This is a genomic window from Klebsiella sp. ZJOU C1 (genome assembly GCF_035620215.1).
GTDB lineage: Bacteria > Pseudomonadota > Gammaproteobacteria > Enterobacterales > Enterobacteriaceae > Klebsiella > Klebsiella variicola.
The window spans coordinates 67,813-84,536 of sequence record NZ_CP141644.1 but is presented as its reverse complement, the minus strand read 5'-3'; the positions used below and the strand labels follow the sequence as shown (position 1 = coordinate 84,536).

Genomic DNA, 16,724 nt, shown 5'->3' with positions numbered 1-16,724 from the left:
ACGCAATTCATCCTGAGGATCTGGTAATGGCAAAAAGCGCAGCGGCCCTGCATATTCTGGTTAAAGAAGAGAAACTGGCGCACGAGATCCTCGCCAAACTGGAACGGGGCATCAGCTTCGATCATCTGGCGAAGCGTTACTCAAAGTGTCCGTCCGGACGTCATGGCGGTGATTTAGGCGAATTCCCGCAGGGGACGATGGTCGGCCCGTTTGATCAAGCTGTCTTCAGCTGTCCGCTGCTCAAACCCTATGGCCCGGTGAAAACCAAATTTGGCTACCATATCATCAAGGTGCTGTATCGCCGGTAACGCGTGCTACTATGGCGCCCTGATTTATCCCAACTCAATCAAGGCGCAATCATGGCTAAAACCGCGGCAGCACTGCACATCTTGGTAAAAGAAGAGAAACTGGCGCTCGATCTGCTCGAGCAGCTCAAAAACGGCGCCGATTTCGGCAAGCTGGCAAAGAAACACTCCATTTGTCCGTCAGGCAAACGCGGCGGCGATCTGGGTGAGTTCCGCCAGGGCCAGATGGTACCGGCCTTCGATAAAGTGGTCTTCTCCTGCCCGGAACTGGAGCCAACCGGCCCGCTGCATACCCAGTTCGGCTACCACATCATCAAAGTGCTATACCGGAAATAATAAAAAACCCGGGGATCTTAATCTCCGGGTTTCTGCCTGATGGCGCTTCGCTTATCAGGCCGACTAAACAAATCCATTCCTCTATGGATTTCGGCTTGCCGGAAGGCGGCAAGGAAGTACATCCCCAGGAACATAGATTACTATGTGACTGGGGTGTACGTACCGTAGCCAACGCATCGGCAAGTCGAAAGACGACGAGGAATTAGCCGGCTACCGCGATACGTTTCATATCAGTCATATAACCGCGCAGTTTCTTACCTACCTGCTCGATAGCGTGGCTGCGAATTGCTTCGTTCACATCGCGCAGCTGAGCGTTATCTACCGCGCCTTCAGCAATCGCTTTGCCCAGGTCGCCGGTCTGCAGGGTAGTCATGAACTCTTTCAGCAGCGGTACGCAAGCGTAAGAGAACAGGTAGTTACCGTACTCTGCAGTATCAGAGATAACCACGTTCATTTCATACAGACGCTTACGGGCGATAGTGTTCGCGATCAGCGGCAGCTCGTGCAGTGATTCATAGTAAGCGGACTCTTCGATGATGCCGGAATCAACCATGGTTTCGAACGCCAGCTCAACGCCCGCTTTCACCATCGCGATCATCAGCACGCCTTTATCGAAGTACTCCTGCTCGCCGATTTTGCCTTCATACTGCGGGGCGGTTTCGAACGCGGTTTTGCCGGTCTCTTCGCGCCAGGTCAGCAGTTTCTTATCATCGTTCGCCCAGTCTGCCATCATACCGGAGGAGAATTCGCCGGAGATGATGTCGTCCATGTGTTTCTGGAACAGCGGCGCCATGATCTCTTTCAGCTGTTCGGACAGCGCATAAGCGCGCAGTTTCGCCGGGTTAGAGAGGCGATCCATCATCAGGGTAATACCGCCCTGCTTCAGCGCTTCGGTGATGGTTTCCCAGCCGAACTGAATCAGTTTTTCCGCATACGCCGGATCGGTACCTTCCGCCACCAGCTTGTCGAAGCACAGCAGAGAACCCGCCTGCAGCATGCCGCAGAGGATGGTCTGCTCGCCCATCAGGTCAGATTTCACTTCCGCCACGAAGGAGGATTCCAGAACGCCCGCACGATGGCCGCCGGTCGCCGCTGCCCAGGCTTTGGCAATGGCCATGCCTTCGCCTTTCGGATCGTTTTCCGGGTGGACGGCGATAAGCGTCGGCACGCCGAAACCGCGTTTGTACTCTTCACGAACTTCGGTACCCGGGCACTTCGGCGCCACCATCACCACGGTGATGTCTTTGCGGATCTGCTCGCCCACTTCAACGATGTTGAAGCCGTGGGAGTAACCCAGCGCCGCGCCGTCTTTCATCAGCGGCTGTACGGAACGCACAACGTCAGAGTGCTGTTTGTCCGGCGTCAGGTTAACCACCAGGTCGGCCTGCGGGATCAGCTCTTCATAGGTACCGACTTTGAAGCCGTTTTCGGTCGCTTTACGCCAGGAAGCGCGCTTCTCGGCAATCGCTTCTTTACGCAACGCATAGGAGATATCCAGGCCGGAATCACGCATGTTCAGACCCTGGTTCAGGCCCTGCGCGCCACAGCCGACGATGACTACTTTTTTACCCTGAAGATAGCTTGCGCCATCGGCAAATTCATCGCGCCCCATAAAGCGGCATTTGCCCAGCTGTGCCAGCTGCTGGCGCAGATTCAGTGTGTTGAAGTAGTTAGCCATGGTGATACCTCGTGATGTTGTGTTGTCGTGCTTATTGTTCGGTTCGCTTTTGCGAGAATGAACTTACTATATGACAGGAATTTTATTGCGGAAATTGATATATTCACAACGTCACGTTGCAATTTATGAAATACAAAATCGGGGAGTACGCGCCGTGGATTTACGCGATCTGAAAACCTTTCTGCATCTGGCGGAAAGCCGCCATTTTGGCCGCAGCGCGCGGGCCATGCACGTCAGTCCTTCGACCCTTTCGCGGCAGATCCAACGCCTGGAAGAGGACCTCGGCCAGCCGCTGTTCGTGCGTGATAATCGCACGGTGACGCTCACCGAAGCCGGGGAAGAGTTACGCACCTTTGCCCAGCAGACCTTACTGCAGTATCAGCAGCTTCGCCACGCCATCGATCAGCAGGGACCGTCGCTCTCCGGCGAGCTGCATATCTTCTGCTCTGTCACCGCCGCTTATAGCCATCTGCCGCCGATCCTCGACCGCTTTCGCGCCGCGCATCCTTCGGTTGAGATAAAATTATCGACCGGCGATGCCGCTGACGCCATGGAGAAGGTCGTCACCGGCGAAGCCGACCTGGCGATTGCCGGTAAACCAGAGACCCTGCCGGGATCGGTGGCGTTTTCGATGCTGGAGAACCTCGCCGTGGTGTTAATTGCCCCGGCGCTTCCCTGCCCGGTGCGTAACCAGGTGACCGTCGAGCGTCCGGACTGGTCGACAGTGCCGTTTATCATGGCTGACCAGGGGCCGGTACGTCGGCGCATCGAGCTGTGGTTTCGACGCCATAAAATCAGCAACCCGTCGATCTATGCCACCGTCGGGGGACACGAAGCGATGGTGTCGATGGTCGCCCTCGGCTGCGGCGTGGCGCTGCTACCGGAGGTGGTACTGGAAAACAGCCCGGAACCAGTACGCAACCGGGTGATGATTCTGGAGCGCAGCGATGAGCAAACCCCGTTTGAGCTGGGCGTTTGCGCACAAAAAAAGCGGCTGCATGAGCCGCTTATTGATGCTTTCTGGAAAATCCTGCCTAACCACTAGCCCGCGAGGAAAAAGCGGAACGCCGGGTTATGGGTTTCGTCGTGGCACTCATAGCCCAGTTCATTAAGGCGGGTTTCAAAGTCCGGCTCGTGCTCGCCCAGCTCAAAGGCCGCTAACACCCGACCATAGTCGGTGCCATGGCTACGGTAGTGGAACAGCGAAATATTCCAGTGGGTGCCAAGGGTGTGCAGGAACTTCAGCAGCGCCCCCGGCGATTCAGGGAACTCGAAGCTGAACAGCCGCTCCTGCAGCGCTTTGGACGGCCGGCCGCCGACCATATAGCGCACATGGAGCTTGGCCATTTCGTCATCGGAAAGGTCAACGACGCTGTAGCCGCCATCGTTCAGTAACTGGAGGATCTCTTTCCGCTCCTCCAGCCCGCGACTCAGGCGTACCCCGACAAAAATGCAGGCATCTTTAGCATCAGCAAAGCGGTAGTTGAACTCCGTCACCGAGCGCCCGCCCAGCAGCTGGCAAAACTTCAGAAAGCTGCCCTTCTCTTCCGGGATCGTCACCGCCAGCAGCGCTTCGCGCTGTTCCCCGAGCTCGCAGCGCTCAGACACGTAGCGCAGGCCGTGGAAGTTAACGTTGGCCCCGGACAGAATATGAGCCAGTCGCTCGCCGCGAATATTGTGCTGGGCGACATATTTCTTCATCCCCGCCAACGCCAGCGCGCCGGAAGGCTCCGCCACCGCCCGCACATCTTCGAACAGATCTTTCATCGCCGCGCAAATAGCGTCGCTGTCGACAGTGATGATGTCGTCCAGATACTCCTGGCACAAACGGAAGGTTTCATCGCCAATGCGCTTCACCGCCACGCCTTCAGCAAACAAACCGACGCGCGGCAGATCCACCGGATGGCCGGCATCCAGCGCCGCTTTCAGACACGCCGAATCTTCCGCTTCTACCGCTATCACTTTAATCTGCGGCATCAGCTGCTTGATCAGCACCGCCACGCCCGCCGCCAGACCGCCGCCGCCCACCGGGACGAATACACGGTCGATGTGGGCATCCTGCTGCAGCAGCTCCAGCGCCAAGGTTCCCTGACCCGCGATCACCATCGGGTGATCAAACGGCGGCACCCAGGTGAAGCCCTGCTGCTGCGCCAGTTCAATCGCCCGAGCTTTCGCTTCGTCAAAGTTGGCGCCATGCAGCAGCACTTCGCCACCAAAACCGCGAACGGCATCGACTTTGATATCGGCGGTCGCTACCGGCATCACGATCAGCGCCTTAACCCCAAGCCGGGAGGCTGAGAAAGCCACTCCCTGCGCATGGTTGCCTGCCGACGCCGTGATCACCCCATTCGATTTCTGTTCCGCCGTCAGGCTGGACATCATCGCGTAGGCGCCGCGCAGCTTAAAGCTGTGTACCGGCTGGCGATCTTCGCGTTTGACCAGAATAACGTTATCCAGCCGCGAAGAGAGCTTCTCCATTTTTTGCAGCGGCGTTTTCTGCACCGCTTCATAAACTGGCGCGCGCAGCACTGCTCTCAGGTATTCGGCGCCCTCAGGGGCACCGGACAGGGGTTGTGAGTCCGCCATAATTAGCCACCCAGTTTTGATTTATCGCGCACCGCGCCCTTGTCGGCGCTGGTCGCGAGACTGGCATAAGCGCGCAGTGCAAAGGAGACCTGGCGCTCGCGGTCTTTCGGCGTCCACGCCTGATCGCCACGCGCTTCCTGCGCTTCGCGACGGGCGGCGATTTCGGCATCGCTGAGCTGCAGCTGAATACCGCGGTTCGGAATATCGATAGCAATCATGTCGCCATCTTCGATGATCGCGATGTTGCCGCCGCTCGCCGCTTCCGGCGATACGTGGCCGATGGACAGCCCGGAGGTGCCGCCGGAGAAACGGCCATCGGTGATCAGCGCGCACGCTTTGCCAAGACCCATGGACTTCAGGAAGGTGGTCGGATAGAGCATTTCCTGCATCCCCGGCCCGCCTTTCGGCCCTTCATAGCGAATAACCACGACGTCGCCTTCCACGACTTTGCCGCCGAGGATGGCATCAACCGCTTCGTCCTGGCTTTCATAAACTTTCGCCGGGCCGGTAAATTTCAGGATGCTATCGTCCACACCAGCGGTTTTGACGATACAGCCGTTTTCGGCAAAGTTACCGTACAGGACCGCCAGGCCACCGTCTTTACTGTAGGCATGTTCCAGAGAACGGATACATCCCTCGGCGCGATCGTCATCCAGCGTATCCCAGCGGCAATCCTGCGAGAACGCCTGGGTGGTACGGATCCCGGCCGGGCCGGCGCGGAACATTTTTTTCACCGCGTCGTCCTGGGTCACCATTACATCGTACTGTTCCAGGGTCTGCGGCAGCGTCAGGCCAAGGACGTTTTTCACATCGCGGTTGAGTAACCCCGCGCGGTCCAGCTCGCCCAGAATGCCCAGAACGCCACCAGCCCGGTGCACGTCTTCCATATGGTATTTCTGCGTACTCGGCGCCACTTTACACAGCTGCGGGACCTTGCGGGACAGTTTGTCGATATCGCTCATGGTGAAGTCGATTTCGGCTTCCTGCGCCGCCGCCAGCAGGTGCAGTACGGTATTGGTTGAACCGCCCATCGCGATATCGAGGGTCATGGCGTTTTCAAATGCCGCCTTGCTGGCGATATTACGCGGCAGGGCGGAAGCGTCATCCTGCTCGTAGTAGCGTTTGGTCAGCTCCACGATACGTTTACCGGCGTTCAGGAACAGCTCCTTACGATCGGCGTGGGTCGCCAGCAGCGAGCCGTTACCCGGCTGTGACAGGCCCAGCGCTTCGGTCAGGCAGTTCATGGAGTTCGCGGTGAACATCCCGGAACAGGAACCACAGGTCGGACAAGCGGAACGTTCCACCTGGTTACTCTGTTCGTCGGACACTTTCGGATCCGCCCCCTGGATCATCGCATCCACCAGGTCGAGCTTGATGATTTTATCTGACAGCTTGGTCTTCCCGGCTTCCATTGGGCCGCCGGAAACAAAGATCACCGGAATGTTCAGGCGCAGAGAGGCCATCAGCATCCCCGGGGTGATTTTGTCGCAGTTGGAGATACAGACCATGGCATCGGCGCAGTGGGCGTTAACCATGTACTCGACCGAGTCGGCGATCAGCTCGCGGGATGGCAGTGAATAGAGCATACCCCCGTGGCCCATGGCGATCCCATCATCCACCGCGATGGTGTTAAATTCTTTGGCGACACCGCCTGCCGCTTCAATCTGCTCGGCAACCAGTTTACCGAGATCGCGCAGGTGCACGTGCCCGGGGACAAACTGGGTAAAGGAGTTGACGACGGCGATAATCGGTTTGCCGAAATCGGCATCGGTCATTCCGGTTGCGCGCCACAACGCGCGGGCGCCCGCCATGTTGCGGCCATGTGTGGTGGTGGCGGAACGGTACTTAGGCATGCTCTTTTTACTCCCATCTCTGTTTATTAAATGGGACGGTGCGTGCCGTCCCATTTTTAATTACTTACTTACCGGATCCAACCAGCCCCATTTATCTTCTGTTTCACCGGTGAAGAGGCCAAAGAAGGCTTCCTGAATGCGTTTGGTCACCGGCCCGCGGCGACCTGCGCCGACCTGGATGCCGTCAACGCTGCGTACCGGGGTGATTTCTGCCGCGGTGCCGGACATGAACACTTCATCCGCGAGGTACAGCGATTCACGGGACAGCACCTGCTCGCGCACTTCGATGCCAAGATCTTTCGCCAGTTTGATGATCGCGTCGCGGGTAATGCCCGGCAGCGCGGAAGAGGTGAACGGCGGAGTAAACAGCACGCCATCTTTTACCTCAAACAGGTTTTCGCCTGCACCTTCGGAGATATAACCGTTAACATCCAGCGCGATACCTTCCTGATAACCGTGACGACGCGCTTCGCTGCCGACCAGCAGAGAGGAGAGATAGTTGCCGCCCGCTTTCGCCGCGGTTGGGATGGTGTTAGGCGCCGCGCGGTTCCAGGAAGAAACCATCGCATCGATCCCCTGCTCCAGCGCTTCTGCGCCGAGGTAGGCGCCCCACGGGAACGCCGCGATGATAACGTCGGTTTTGTAACCGTCCGGCGGGTTAACGCCCATGCCAACATCGCCAACAAACACCAGCGGACGAATATAAGCGCTGGTCAGTTTATTGGTACGGATAACTTCGCGGCAGGCTTCCATCAGCTCATCAACGCTCTGCGAGACCGGGAAACGATAAATTTTGGCTGAGTCATGCAGACGCTGCATATGTTCGCGATGACGGAACACCACCGGGCCCTTGTGCGAGTCGTAGCAGCGGATGCCTTCGAATACCGAAGTCCCGTAGTGCAACGCATGGGACATGACGTGCACTTTCGCCTCGCCCCATGGGGTCATCTCGCCATTGAACCAAATGTAGTCAGCTTTCTTCGTCGTCATTTTTTTTATTCCTCTGCGCTCAGGCGCGGATTTGTTGTGATGTGGGTTGCTGGATCTCGACGCAGGCGACGTCGACCAGTTTACTTAATTGACTAAACAGTAATTCGACGGGCCGCGGGCTGGCAACGGTCAATTCGATATTTATATTTTGCGCATCCGACGCGGTTTCCATATTCATTGCGCAGATTTGAAAACCACGGTGGCGGACCACGCGCAGCACGCGCTCTAAGGTTTCCGGATTGAAACGCGCCTGCAAAGCGACCTGATGTTGCTTCATGATAATTTCTCCAGCATTTCTGCATTACTGGCGCCGGGCGGCACCAACGGCCAGACATTCTCAAGTTCGTCAATTGAGACATGAAGCAGGTATGGCCCCTGGCTCGAAAGCATGGTGTCGAGTGCCGCTTCAACCTGGTCTTTACGGGTGATGTGTTGGCCAGGAATACCGAAGGCGCTGGCCAGCGTGAGGAAATCAGGGTTATCAGTCAGAGTGGTTTCGCTATAACGTTCCTGGAAAAACAGCTGCTGCCATTGTCGAACCATCCCTAACCGCTGGTTGTCGAGTAACACGATCTTTAACGGTAATTGTTTGCGCTTGACGGTGCCCAGCTCCTGCACGTTCATCATGAAGGAACCGTCACCGGAGATACAGATCACCGTATCGTCCGGGCGCGCCACCTGGGCACCAACGGCGGCTGGCAGGCCAAAGCCCATGGTGCCTAAGCCGCTGGAGGTGATAAAGTTTTCCGGGCGGGTATAGGTCATATGTTGAGCCGACCACATCTGGTGCTGGCCAACGTCGGTTGTCACGACGCTATCCGCCGGCTTACGGTCGGAAAGCTGCTTCAGCAGCAGCGGCGCGTAGATCGCCTCGCCGGGATGATCGTAACGCCAGGCGTGCTCGGTACGCAGTGCGGCATTATGCTCGCGCCAGGCATCGATAGCTAACGGCTGCTGCAGCGCCGGCAGCAAGCGGTTCAGATCGCCGGTCAGACCGATGTGCGCCTGACGCAGCTTGTTCAGCTCCGCCGGATCGATGTCCATGTGGATCACTTTGGCATGCGGAGCGAAGGTATTGAGCTTACCGGTCACACGATCGTCAAAGCGCGCGCCGACAGCGATCAGCAGATCGCACTCCTGTACCGCCAGGTTGGCCGCCTTAGTGCCGTGCATGCCCAGCATACCGAGATAATACGGATAATCTGCGGCCACCACGCCCAGCCCTTTCAGCGTGCAGGTTGCCGGCATTCGGGTTACCGCCAGGAATTCACGCAAAGCCGGTACCGCCTGCGCCATACCCACCCCGCCGCCAACATACAGCATCGGCTTCTGTGACTGAGCCAGCATCTGCAGAGCCTGAGCAACCTCCGCCTGCGGGAACGCCATCTCATCGTCGACGGTAGAGAAATGAGGATCAAGCTCGCCCTGGGCCATCTGAATATCCTTAGGGATATCAACCAGCACCGGGCCCGGACGGCCTGAGTTTGCCACCTGGAAAGCTTCAGCGATAACCCGCGGCAGCTCATCCAGAGACTGCACGAGGAAACTGTGCTTAGTACAGGCCAGTGACAAACCAAGAACGTCTACTTCCTGGAACGCATCCGTGCCGATGAAGGGAGCGGCCACCTGGCCGGTGATAGCGACAATGGGAATGGAATCAAGCAGGGCGTCCGCCAGGCCAGTGATCAGGTTGGTCGCGCCCGGGCCGGACGTCGCTATGCACACCCCGGTTTTCCCGGTTGCTCGCGCATAGCCAATAGCCGCCATGGCTGCCCCTTGCTCATGCCGACACAGCAGGTGCTCCACGCCGCCGTCATACAGTGCATCGTAAACCGGCATAATTGCGCCACCCGGATAGCCAAAAACTGTGTCGACTCCCTGTGTCCGCAAAGCATGTACCACCCACTGCGCGCCATTCATAGTTAGTTCCCCGTCATAAATCGGGAGAAACAGAATTTTATGCTAAAAGTCATCATCTGCTCCTCGCTTAGGTTATTTCAGTTATAAAAAAACCCCCGGACCTTTCGGTGCGGGGGTCTTAGTTCGTTAAGGCTTGATTCTTAAGCCTTTCCTCGTCCAAGTGCAGCCCCGCACGGTGGGATAATAATCACCACCACGCTAATCACGACCAGGCTAATCACTCGTAGAAGGGCTGTCATTTTCTGTACTTTCTGGCTTCTTGTTCGAAGGAATACCTAAAGAGGTACCACAGACATCACATAAAACACAAGATTTTTTTATATCCTGGTTTCTGAGCAGCCTAACAGTTTCAGGAAAAATAATTGTTTTATATGAAGAAAATCAGAAATGAAAAAAATTCAGTTTTCTTTCACGCTGTACGCTCAGCGCCCATCTCTGTTTCGGATGCACCACCTTTTTCGATCACGCTTCCATTTTCGGCTAAATGTAACGAGATGGCGTGAAAATAATGGATTTATGCTTCTAACTTCGTGTTATTGCCGCTGCCGTTTCACGGCAGGCTCGTCATAATCCTTCTCTGTCCAGGAGGTTTTATGTCGCTCGCCATCGTTTACACACGCGCGGCGCTCGGTATCGAAGCGCCATTGATTACTATCGAGGTTCATCTCAGCAGCGGTCTGCCTGGCTTGACCATGGTCGGGCTACCGGAGACCACCGTGAAAGAGGCCCGCGACCGGGTACGCAGCGCCTTGATCAACAGCGGCTACGCTTTCCCTGCGAAGAAAATAACCATTAACCTGGCACCCGCGGATCTGCCCAAAGAGGGCGGGCGATATGACCTTCCCATCGCTCTCGCGCTTCTCGTCGCCTCAGAGCAGCTCAACACTACCCGATTGAATCAATATGAGTTTGTGGGCGAACTCGCCCTTACAGGCGGCTTACGCGGCGTTCCAGGGGCGATCCCCAGCGCAATGGAAGCCATCAAAGCCGGCCGGCGCATTGTCGTCTCCTCTGACAATGCGGCTGAGGTGGGTCTGATCGGCGGCAGCGATTGCCTGGTCGCCGACCATCTGCAACAGGTGTGCGCGTTTCTCGCAGGGCAAGCATCGCTCTCGCCGCCTCTCGCCGACGTGCCCGCCGTTGATGAACGCTGTGAAGATCTACGTGATGTTATCGGCCAACAACAAGGCAAGCGAGCGCTGGAGATTGTGGCGGCCGGTGGCCACAACCTGCTGCTGATTGGCCCGCCCGGTACCGGCAAAACAATGCTTGCCTGCCGGCTCCCCGGCCTTTTGCCGCCATTAAGCAACCAGGAAGCGCTGGAGAGCACGGCCATTCAAAGTCTGGTCAACCTCCAGACTGCGAAGACCCGGTGGCGTCAGAGGCCGTTTCGCGCCCCTCACCATAGCGCCTCGCTGGCAGCGATGGTAGGCGGAGGCTCAATACCTGTCCCCGGCGAGATTTCACTGGCCCATAATGGCGTCCTATTTCTTGATGAACTGCCAGAGTTTGAACGACGGGTGCTGGACGCGCTGCGTGAACCCATTGAGTCAGGCAAGATCCACATATCACGATCGCGCGCCAAGATTGACTATCCGGCGCGTTTTCAGCTTATCGCGGCAATGAACCCAAGCCCTACCGGGCATTATCAGGGCAAACATAATCGCGCGTCGCCTGAGCAGACATTGCGCTACCTTGGGCGCCTGTCCGGCCCTTTTCTCGACCGCTTCGATCTTTCTTTAGAGATCCCGCTCCCGCCGCCGGGGATACTGAGCCAGGGCACGCAGGGCGAAGAATCGAGTGCGACGGTCCGTCAGCGTGTGCTGGCGGCACGTGAACGTCAAATGCTCAGGCAAAATAAGCTGAATGCGCATCTTGAGAATCGTGAAATGAAGAGCTGCTGTCACTTGCGCCAGGAGGATGCGCTTTGGCTGGAACAGACGTTAACGCAGCTGGGGCTTTCTATACGGGCCTGGCAGCGTCTGTTAAAGGTGGCAAGAACCATTGCCGATCTGGCAGAAGCTGAAGAGATTGAACGCCGCCATTTGCAGGAGGCGCTCAGCTATCGGGCAATAGACCGGATGCTAAACCATCTGCAGAAAATGATGGCGTAAAAAAAGGGCTTACGCCCTTTTTTCTTAGTCATCGCTTTCGGTGTAATCGTCAGCGCCTTCCATCTGCGGTTTGCCGCCGGAAAGAGTATGGAAACGCTTCGGCCGCTTAATGCGTGCCATATACTTAATCCATACGCGTTCTGCTTCCGTTACCGGCTCACGTTCACCACGGCACACCGAGACAAATTGTTTTTCATCATCGGTAACAGGTTCGCGTTTACCCAGTTCCAGTTCGTTAAAGGCATAACCATGACGTTCCAGCAGTTGCGCCTCTTTGATGGTGAAATCACCATGACGGGAGAACCCGCGTGGATAATTTTTATTGTCGAAAAAACGATTAGTCGTCGTAAAGCTTTCCGCCATCCTACACGCTCCTGATTCTTTGGCCGAGCTATTTATGGCGCGGAGTATTAGTTACGCTTGACAGAGCGTCAAACAAAACATTTAAATCATGACGACAAATAATTTTGTGGAGAACGGTGTGGATACGGAATTGCTCAAGACTTTCCTGGAAGTGAGCAGAACTCGTCACTTTGGGCGGGCAGCAGAGGCACTTTACCTGACGCAGTCAGCGGTCAGCTTTCGTATTCGTCAGCTGGAGAATCAACTTGGCGTGAACCTGTTCACCCGCCATCGTAATAACATTCGTCTGACGACCGCCGGAGAAAAGCTCCTGCCCTACGCCGAAACGTTGATGAACACCTGGCAGGCCGCGCGCAAGGAGGTCGCTCACTCTTCGCGACATAACGAATTCTCCATCGGGGCCAGCGCGTCGCTGTGGGAATGTCTACTGAACGGCTGGTTGGGGACTCTCTACAAAGATCCCTATAACCTGCAATTCGAGGCGCGGATCGCCCAACGTCAGTCATTAGTTAAACAGTTGCATGAACGCCAGCTCGATCTCCTGATCACAACTGAATCACCGAAGATGGATGAATTAAGCTGCCAGTTGCTGGGTAATTTCACCCTGGCGCTCTATTGTGCCGCCCCAGGGAAAAATAAGAATGATTTGAACTACCTGCGTCTGGAATGGGGGCCGGATTTCCAGCAAAACGAAGTGGGGCTGATTGGTAGCGATGATGTGCCACTGTTAACGACGAGCTCCGCAGAACTGGCTTATCAGCAACTCAGTACCTTGAATGGCTGTACCTGGTTACCCGTCAGTTGGGCGCAGCAGAAAAGTGGTCTGCATACGGTGACCGATAGCGTAACGCTCTCACGTCCTCTGTATGCCATTTGGCTACAAAATAGTGATAAACAAGCGCATATTCGCGAGATCCTGAAAAGCAGCATACTGGAATAAAGATCTGACTCCATGGATGGAGTGCTCAGAAAGCAAGGAAGAGAGAGGAATGGAAAAATTACAAGCAAAAAAAATCCTTTGCCTAAGCAAAGGATTATATATGGCAGGGGCGGAGAGACTCGAACTCGCGACACCCGGTTTTGGAGACCGGTGCTCTACCAACTGAGCTACGCCCCTAAATCTTTCTCGCTATTAAGCCCGCTAATATAGCAGGCTTAATTTTAATAAGTGGCGGAACGGACGGGACTCGAACCCGCGACCCCCTGCGTGACAGGCAGGTATTCTAACCGACTGAACTACCGCTCCACCGAATTTCTTCGCTTTATTACCACCGGTTGTCACCCCGGCTTACTGCAATTTGATGCCTGGCAGTTCCCTACTCTCACATGGGGAGACCCCACACTACCATCGGCGCTACGGCGTTTCACTTCTGAGTTCGGCATGGGGTCAGGTGGGACCACCGCGCTATCGCCGCCAGGCAAATTCTGTTTTTCAACACGTCTCACGGACGCATTGATTAATCTGTATCAGAGCTGAAAATTCTCTCAAATCGCCAAAACATCTTCGGCGTTGTAAGGTTAAGCCTCACGGTTCATTAGTACCGGTTAGCTCAACGCATCGCTGCGCTTACACACCCGGCCTATCAACGTCGTCGTCTTCAACGTTCCTTCAGGAGACTTAAAGTCTCAGGGAGAACTCATCTCGGGGCAAGTTTCGTGCTTAGATGCTTTCAGCACTTATCTCTTCCGCATTTAGCTACCGGGCAGTGCCATTGGCATGACAACCCGAACACCAGTGATGCGTCCACTCCGGTCCTCTCGTACTAGGAGCAGCCCCCCTCAATTCTCCAGCGCCCACGGCAGATAGGGACCGAACTGTCTCACGACGTTCTAAACCCAGCTCGCGTACCACTTTAAATGGCGAACAGCCATACCCTTGGGACCTACTTCAGCCCCAGGATGTGATGAGCCGACATCGAGGTGCCAAACACCGCCGTCGATATGAACTCTTGGGCGGTATCAGCCTGTTATCCCCGGAGTACCTTTTATCCGTTGAGCGATGGCCCTTCCATTCAGAACCACCGGATCACTATGACCTGCTTTCGCACCTGCTCGCGCCGTCACGCTCGCAGTCAAGCTAGCTTATGCCATTGCACTAACCTCCTGATGTCCGACCAGGATTAGCTAACCTTCGTGCTCCTCCGTTACTCTTTGGGAGGAGACCGCCCCAGTCAAACTACCCACCAGACACTGTCCGCAACCCCGGTCAGGGGCCTACGTTAGAACATCAAACATTAAAGGGTGGTATTTCAAGGTTGGCTCCACGCAGACTGGCGTCCACGCTTCAAAGCCTCCCACCTATCCTACACATCAAGGCTCAATGTTCAGTGTCAAGCTATAGTAAAGGTTCACGGGGTCTTTCCGTCTTGCCGCGGGTACACTGCATCTTCACAGCGAGTTCAATTTCACTGAGTCTCGGGTGGAGACAGCCTGGCCATCATTACGCCATTCGTGCAGGTCGGAACTTACCCGACAAGGAATTTCGCTACCTTAGGACCGTTATAGTTACGGCCGCCGTTTACCGGGGCTTCGATCAAGAGCTTCTCCTTACGGATAACCCCATCAATTAACCTTCCGGCACCGGGCAGGCGTCACACCGTATACGTCCACTTTCGTGTTTGCACAGTGCTGTGTTTTTAATAAACAGTTGCAGCCAGCTGGTATCTTCGACTGGTCTCAGCTCCATCCGCAGGGACTTCACCTACACACCAGCGTGCCTTCTCCCGAAGTTACGGCACCATTTTGCCTAGTTCCTTCACCCGAGTTCTCTCAAGCGCCTTGGTATTCTCTACCTGACCACCTGTGTCGGTTTGGGGTACGATTTAATGTTACCTGATGCTTAGAGGCTTTTCCTGGAAGCAGGGCATTTGTTACTTCAGCACCGTAGTGCCTCGTCATCACACCTCAGCGTTAAAAGGTACCGGATTTACCTGGAACCTCCGCCTACATGCTTAAACCGGGACAACCGTCGCCCGGCTAACATAGCCTTCTCCGTCCCCCCTTCGCAGTAACACCAAGTACAGGAATATTAACCTGTTTCCCATCGACTACGCCTTTCGGCCTCGCCTTAGGGGTCGACTCACCCTGCCCCGATTAACGTTGGACAGGAACCCTTGGTCTTCCGGCGAGCGGGCTTTTCACCCGCTTTATCGTTACTTATGTCAGCATTCGCACTTCTGATACCTCCAGCAACCCTCACAGGCCACCTTCGCAGGCTTACAGAACGCTCCCCTACCCAACAACGCATAAGCGTCGCTGCCGCAGCTTCGGTGCATGGTTTAGCCCCGTTACATCTTCCGCGCAGGCCGACTCGACCAGTGAGCTATTACGCTTTCTTTAAATGATGGCTGCTTCTAAGCCAACATCCTGGCTGTCTGTGCCTTCCCACATCGTTTCCCACTTAACCATGACTTTGGGACCTTAGCTGGCGGTCTGGGTTGTTTCCCTCTTCACGACGGACGTTAGCACCCGCCGTGTGTCTCCCGTGATAACATTCTTCGGTATTCGTAGTTTGCATCGGGTTGGTAAGTCGGGATGACCCCCTAGCCGAAACAGTGCTCTACCCCCGAAGATGAGTTCACGAGGCGCTACCTAAATAGCTTTCGGGGAGAACCAGCTATCTCCCGGTTTGATTGGCCTTTCACCCCCAGCCACAAGTCATCCGCTAATTTTTCAACATTAGTCGGTTCGGTCCTCCAGTTAGTGTTACCCAACCTTCAACCTGCCCATGGCTAGATCACCGGGTTTCGGGTCTATACCCTGCAACTTAACGCCCAGTTAAGACTCGGTTTCCCTGCGGCTCCCCTATACGGTTAACCTTGCTACAGAATATAAGTCGCTGACCCATTATACAAAAGGTACGCAGTCACACCCGAAGGTGCTCCCACTGCTTGTACGTACACGGTTTCAGGTTCTTTTTCACTCCCCTCGCCGGGGTTCTTTTCGCCTTTCCCTCACGGTACTGGTTCACTATCGGTCAGTCAGGAGTATTTAGCCTTGGAGGATGGTCCCCCCATATTCAGACAGGATACCACGTGTCCCGCCCTACTCTTCGAGTTCACAACCTGTGCATTTTGGTGTACGGGACTATCACCCTGTACCGTCGGACTTTCCAGACCGTTCCACTAACACACAAGCTGATTCAGACTCTGGGCTGCTCCCCGTTCGCTCGCCGCTACTGGGGGAATCTCGGTTGATTTCTTTTCCTCGGGGTACTTAGATGTTTCAGTTCCCCCGGTTCGCCTCGTTAACCTATGTATTCAGTTAACGATAGTGCAACGAATTGCACTGGGTTTCCCCATTCGGACATCGCCGGTTATAACGGTTCATATCACCTTACCGACGCTTTTCGCAGATTAGCACGTCCTTCATCGCCTCTGACTGCCAGGGCATCCACCGTGTACGCTTAGTCGCTTAACCTCACAACCCGAAGATGTTTCGTAAAACACCATCGTGTCGCGAAAATTTGAGAGACTCGAACACACATTAACTGTGTGTCGTTTCAATTTTCAGCTTGATCCAGATTTTTAAAGAGCAAAACTTCGCAGTGCACCTTTTCAGGTTCACTCTGAAGTTTTCT

14 protein-coding genes, 2 tRNA genes and 2 rRNA genes are annotated in these 16,724 nt (G+C 55.6%); 5 read left to right on the top strand and 13 right to left on the bottom strand.

All coding sequences use genetic code 11. The annotated features are described in order from the left end of the window. The first annotated feature begins 26 nt into the window (after window positions 1-26). The gene (ppiC, locus tag SPE70_RS00410) at window positions 27-308 is read left to right on the top strand and encodes a peptidylprolyl isomerase PpiC (protein WP_008807974.1); all 282 of its coding nucleotides are present in this window, start codon (window positions 27-29) and stop codon (window positions 306-308) included. A 51-nt stretch (window positions 309-359) separates the two neighbouring features. Next, window positions 360-641, top strand: a complete 282-nt coding sequence (gene ppiC / locus SPE70_RS00405; RefSeq protein ID WP_002883180.1) for a peptidylprolyl isomerase PpiC — start codon at window positions 360-362, stop codon at window positions 639-641. A gap of 202 nt (window positions 642-843) precedes the next feature. Here ppiC (SPE70_RS00405) and ilvC read toward each other — a convergent pair whose 3' ends face one another. Next, a complete protein-coding gene (ilvC, locus tag SPE70_RS00400; RefSeq protein WP_008807976.1) occupies window positions 844-2,319 on the bottom strand; it encodes a ketol-acid reductoisomerase in 1,476 nt (491 codons plus the stop codon). 154 nt (window positions 2,320-2,473) lie between these two features. Here ilvC and ilvY point away from each other — a divergent pair, with 154 nt between their 5' ends. Then, entirely contained in the window at window positions 2,474-3,364 is an 891-nt protein-coding gene (gene ilvY, locus SPE70_RS00395; protein WP_012543253.1) for an HTH-type transcriptional activator IlvY, read from the top strand. On the opposite strand, the gene ilvA is transcribed toward ilvY, so the two are convergent. The 7 genes from ilvA to ilvL all read right to left on the bottom strand — a co-directional run bounded on the left by ilvA (window position 3,361) and on the right by ilvL (window position 9,907). Then, the gene (gene ilvA / locus SPE70_RS00390) at window positions 3,361-4,905 is read right to left on the bottom strand and encodes a threonine ammonia-lyase, biosynthetic (protein ID WP_008807978.1); all 1,545 of its coding nucleotides are present in this window, start codon (window positions 4,903-4,905) and stop codon (window positions 3,361-3,363) included. The two genes, ilvY and ilvA, sit on opposite strands and share 4 nt — an antisense overlap. 2 nt (window positions 4,906-4,907) lie before the next feature. Further along, complete coding sequence (ilvD, locus tag SPE70_RS00385; protein WP_060876633.1) at window positions 4,908-6,758, bottom strand: dihydroxy-acid dehydratase; 1,851 nt, start codon at window positions 6,756-6,758, stop codon at window positions 4,908-4,910. Between the two features lie 60 nt (window positions 6,759-6,818). Further along, window positions 6,819-7,748, bottom strand: a complete 930-nt coding sequence (locus SPE70_RS00380; RefSeq protein ID WP_008807980.1) for a branched-chain amino acid transaminase — start codon at window positions 7,746-7,748, stop codon at window positions 6,819-6,821. A gap of 19 nt (window positions 7,749-7,767) precedes the next feature. Next, a complete protein-coding gene (ilvM, locus tag SPE70_RS00375) occupies window positions 7,768-8,025 on the bottom strand; it encodes an acetolactate synthase 2 small subunit (protein WP_008807981.1) in 258 nt (85 codons plus the stop codon). Then, on the bottom strand, window positions 8,022-9,668 hold the full coding sequence (ilvG, locus tag SPE70_RS00370) for an acetolactate synthase 2 catalytic subunit (RefSeq protein ID WP_008807982.1): 1,647 nt from the start codon (window positions 9,666-9,668) through the stop codon (window positions 8,022-8,024). Before ilvG ends, ilvM begins: the two co-directional genes overlap by 4 nt. 2 nt (window positions 9,669-9,670) lie before the next feature. Next, a complete protein-coding gene (gene ilvX / locus SPE70_RS26345) occupies window positions 9,671-9,721 on the bottom strand; it encodes a peptide IlvX (RefSeq protein WP_175426296.1) in 51 nt (16 codons plus the stop codon). Between the two features lie 87 nt (window positions 9,722-9,808). Next, a complete protein-coding gene (ilvL, locus tag SPE70_RS00365; RefSeq protein WP_001311244.1) occupies window positions 9,809-9,907 on the bottom strand; it encodes an ilv operon leader peptide in 99 nt (32 codons plus the stop codon). Between the two features lie 354 nt (window positions 9,908-10,261). On the opposite strand from ilvL, the gene SPE70_RS00360 reads away from it, so the two are divergent. Then, window positions 10,262-11,782, top strand: coding sequence for a YifB family Mg chelatase-like AAA ATPase (locus SPE70_RS00360; protein ID WP_012969207.1), 1,521 nt, complete (start codon window positions 10,262-10,264; stop codon window positions 11,780-11,782). 24 nt (window positions 11,783-11,806) lie between these two features. Here SPE70_RS00360 and SPE70_RS00355 read toward each other — a convergent pair whose 3' ends face one another. After that, window positions 11,807-12,145, bottom strand: coding sequence for a MaoP family protein (locus SPE70_RS00355; protein WP_004886877.1), 339 nt, complete (start codon window positions 12,143-12,145; stop codon window positions 11,807-11,809). Window positions 12,146-12,263: 118 nt separating this feature from the next. Between SPE70_RS00355 and hdfR the strand changes: the two genes are divergently transcribed. Continuing rightward, window positions 12,264-13,085 (top strand): HTH-type transcriptional regulator HdfR, encoded by an 822-nt coding sequence (gene hdfR, locus SPE70_RS00350; RefSeq protein WP_012543255.1) that lies wholly within the window; start codon window positions 12,264-12,266, stop codon window positions 13,083-13,085. Between the two features lie 101 nt (window positions 13,086-13,186). On the opposite strand, the gene SPE70_RS00345 is transcribed toward hdfR, so the two are convergent. The 4 genes from SPE70_RS00345 to SPE70_RS00330 all read right to left on the bottom strand — a co-directional run bounded on the left by SPE70_RS00345 (window position 13,187) and on the right by SPE70_RS00330 (window position 16,564). Further along, window positions 13,187-13,262 (bottom strand) — tRNA-Trp (locus tag SPE70_RS00345). 52 nt (window positions 13,263-13,314) lie between these two features. Then, window positions 13,315-13,391: transfer RNA gene (locus tag SPE70_RS00340), tRNA-Asp, on the bottom strand. Window positions 13,392-13,448: 57 nt separating this feature from the next. Continuing rightward, window positions 13,449-13,564: ribosomal RNA gene (gene rrf / locus SPE70_RS00335) — 5S ribosomal RNA — on the bottom strand. Window positions 13,565-13,659: 95 nt separating this feature from the next. Beyond that, a 23S ribosomal RNA gene (locus SPE70_RS00330) occupies window positions 13,660-16,564 on the bottom strand. Window positions 16,565-16,724 lie beyond the last annotated feature (160 nt).

What these genes read in the sequence shown, in the direction of transcription:
- ppiC (WP_008807974.1), top strand. Translation starts at nt 27, where the DNA reads ATGGCAAAAAGCGCAGCGGCCCTGCATATTCTGGTTAAAGAAGAGAAA.
- ppiC (WP_002883180.1), top strand. Translation starts at nt 360, where the DNA reads ATGGCTAAAACCGCGGCAGCACTGCACATCTTGGTAAAAGAAGAGAAA.
- ilvC (WP_008807976.1), bottom strand. Translation starts at nt 2,319, where the DNA reads ATGGCTAACTACTTCAACACACTGAATCTGCGCCAGCAGCTGGCACAG.
- ilvA (WP_008807978.1), bottom strand. Translation starts at nt 4,905, where the DNA reads ATGGCGGACTCACAACCCCTGTCCGGTGCCCCTGAGGGCGCCGAATAC.
- ilvD (WP_060876633.1), bottom strand. Translation starts at nt 6,758, where the DNA reads ATGCCTAAGTACCGTTCCGCCACCACCACACATGGCCGCAACATGGCG.
- SPE70_RS00380 (WP_008807980.1), bottom strand. Translation starts at nt 7,748, where the DNA reads ATGACGACGAAGAAAGCTGACTACATTTGGTTCAATGGCGAGATGACC.
- ilvM (WP_008807981.1), bottom strand. Translation starts at nt 8,025, where the DNA reads ATGAAGCAACATCAGGTCGCTTTGCAGGCGCGTTTCAATCCGGAAACC.
- ilvG (WP_008807982.1), bottom strand. Translation starts at nt 9,668, where the DNA reads ATGAATGGCGCGCAGTGGGTGGTACATGCTTTGCGGACACAGGGAGTC.
- ilvL (WP_001311244.1), bottom strand. Translation starts at nt 9,907, where the DNA reads ATGACAGCCCTTCTACGAGTGATTAGCCTGGTCGTGATTAGCGTGGTG.
- SPE70_RS00360 (WP_012969207.1), top strand. Translation starts at nt 10,262, where the DNA reads ATGTCGCTCGCCATCGTTTACACACGCGCGGCGCTCGGTATCGAAGCG.
- SPE70_RS00355 (WP_004886877.1), bottom strand. Translation starts at nt 12,145, where the DNA reads ATGGCGGAAAGCTTTACGACGACTAATCGTTTTTTCGACAATAAAAAT.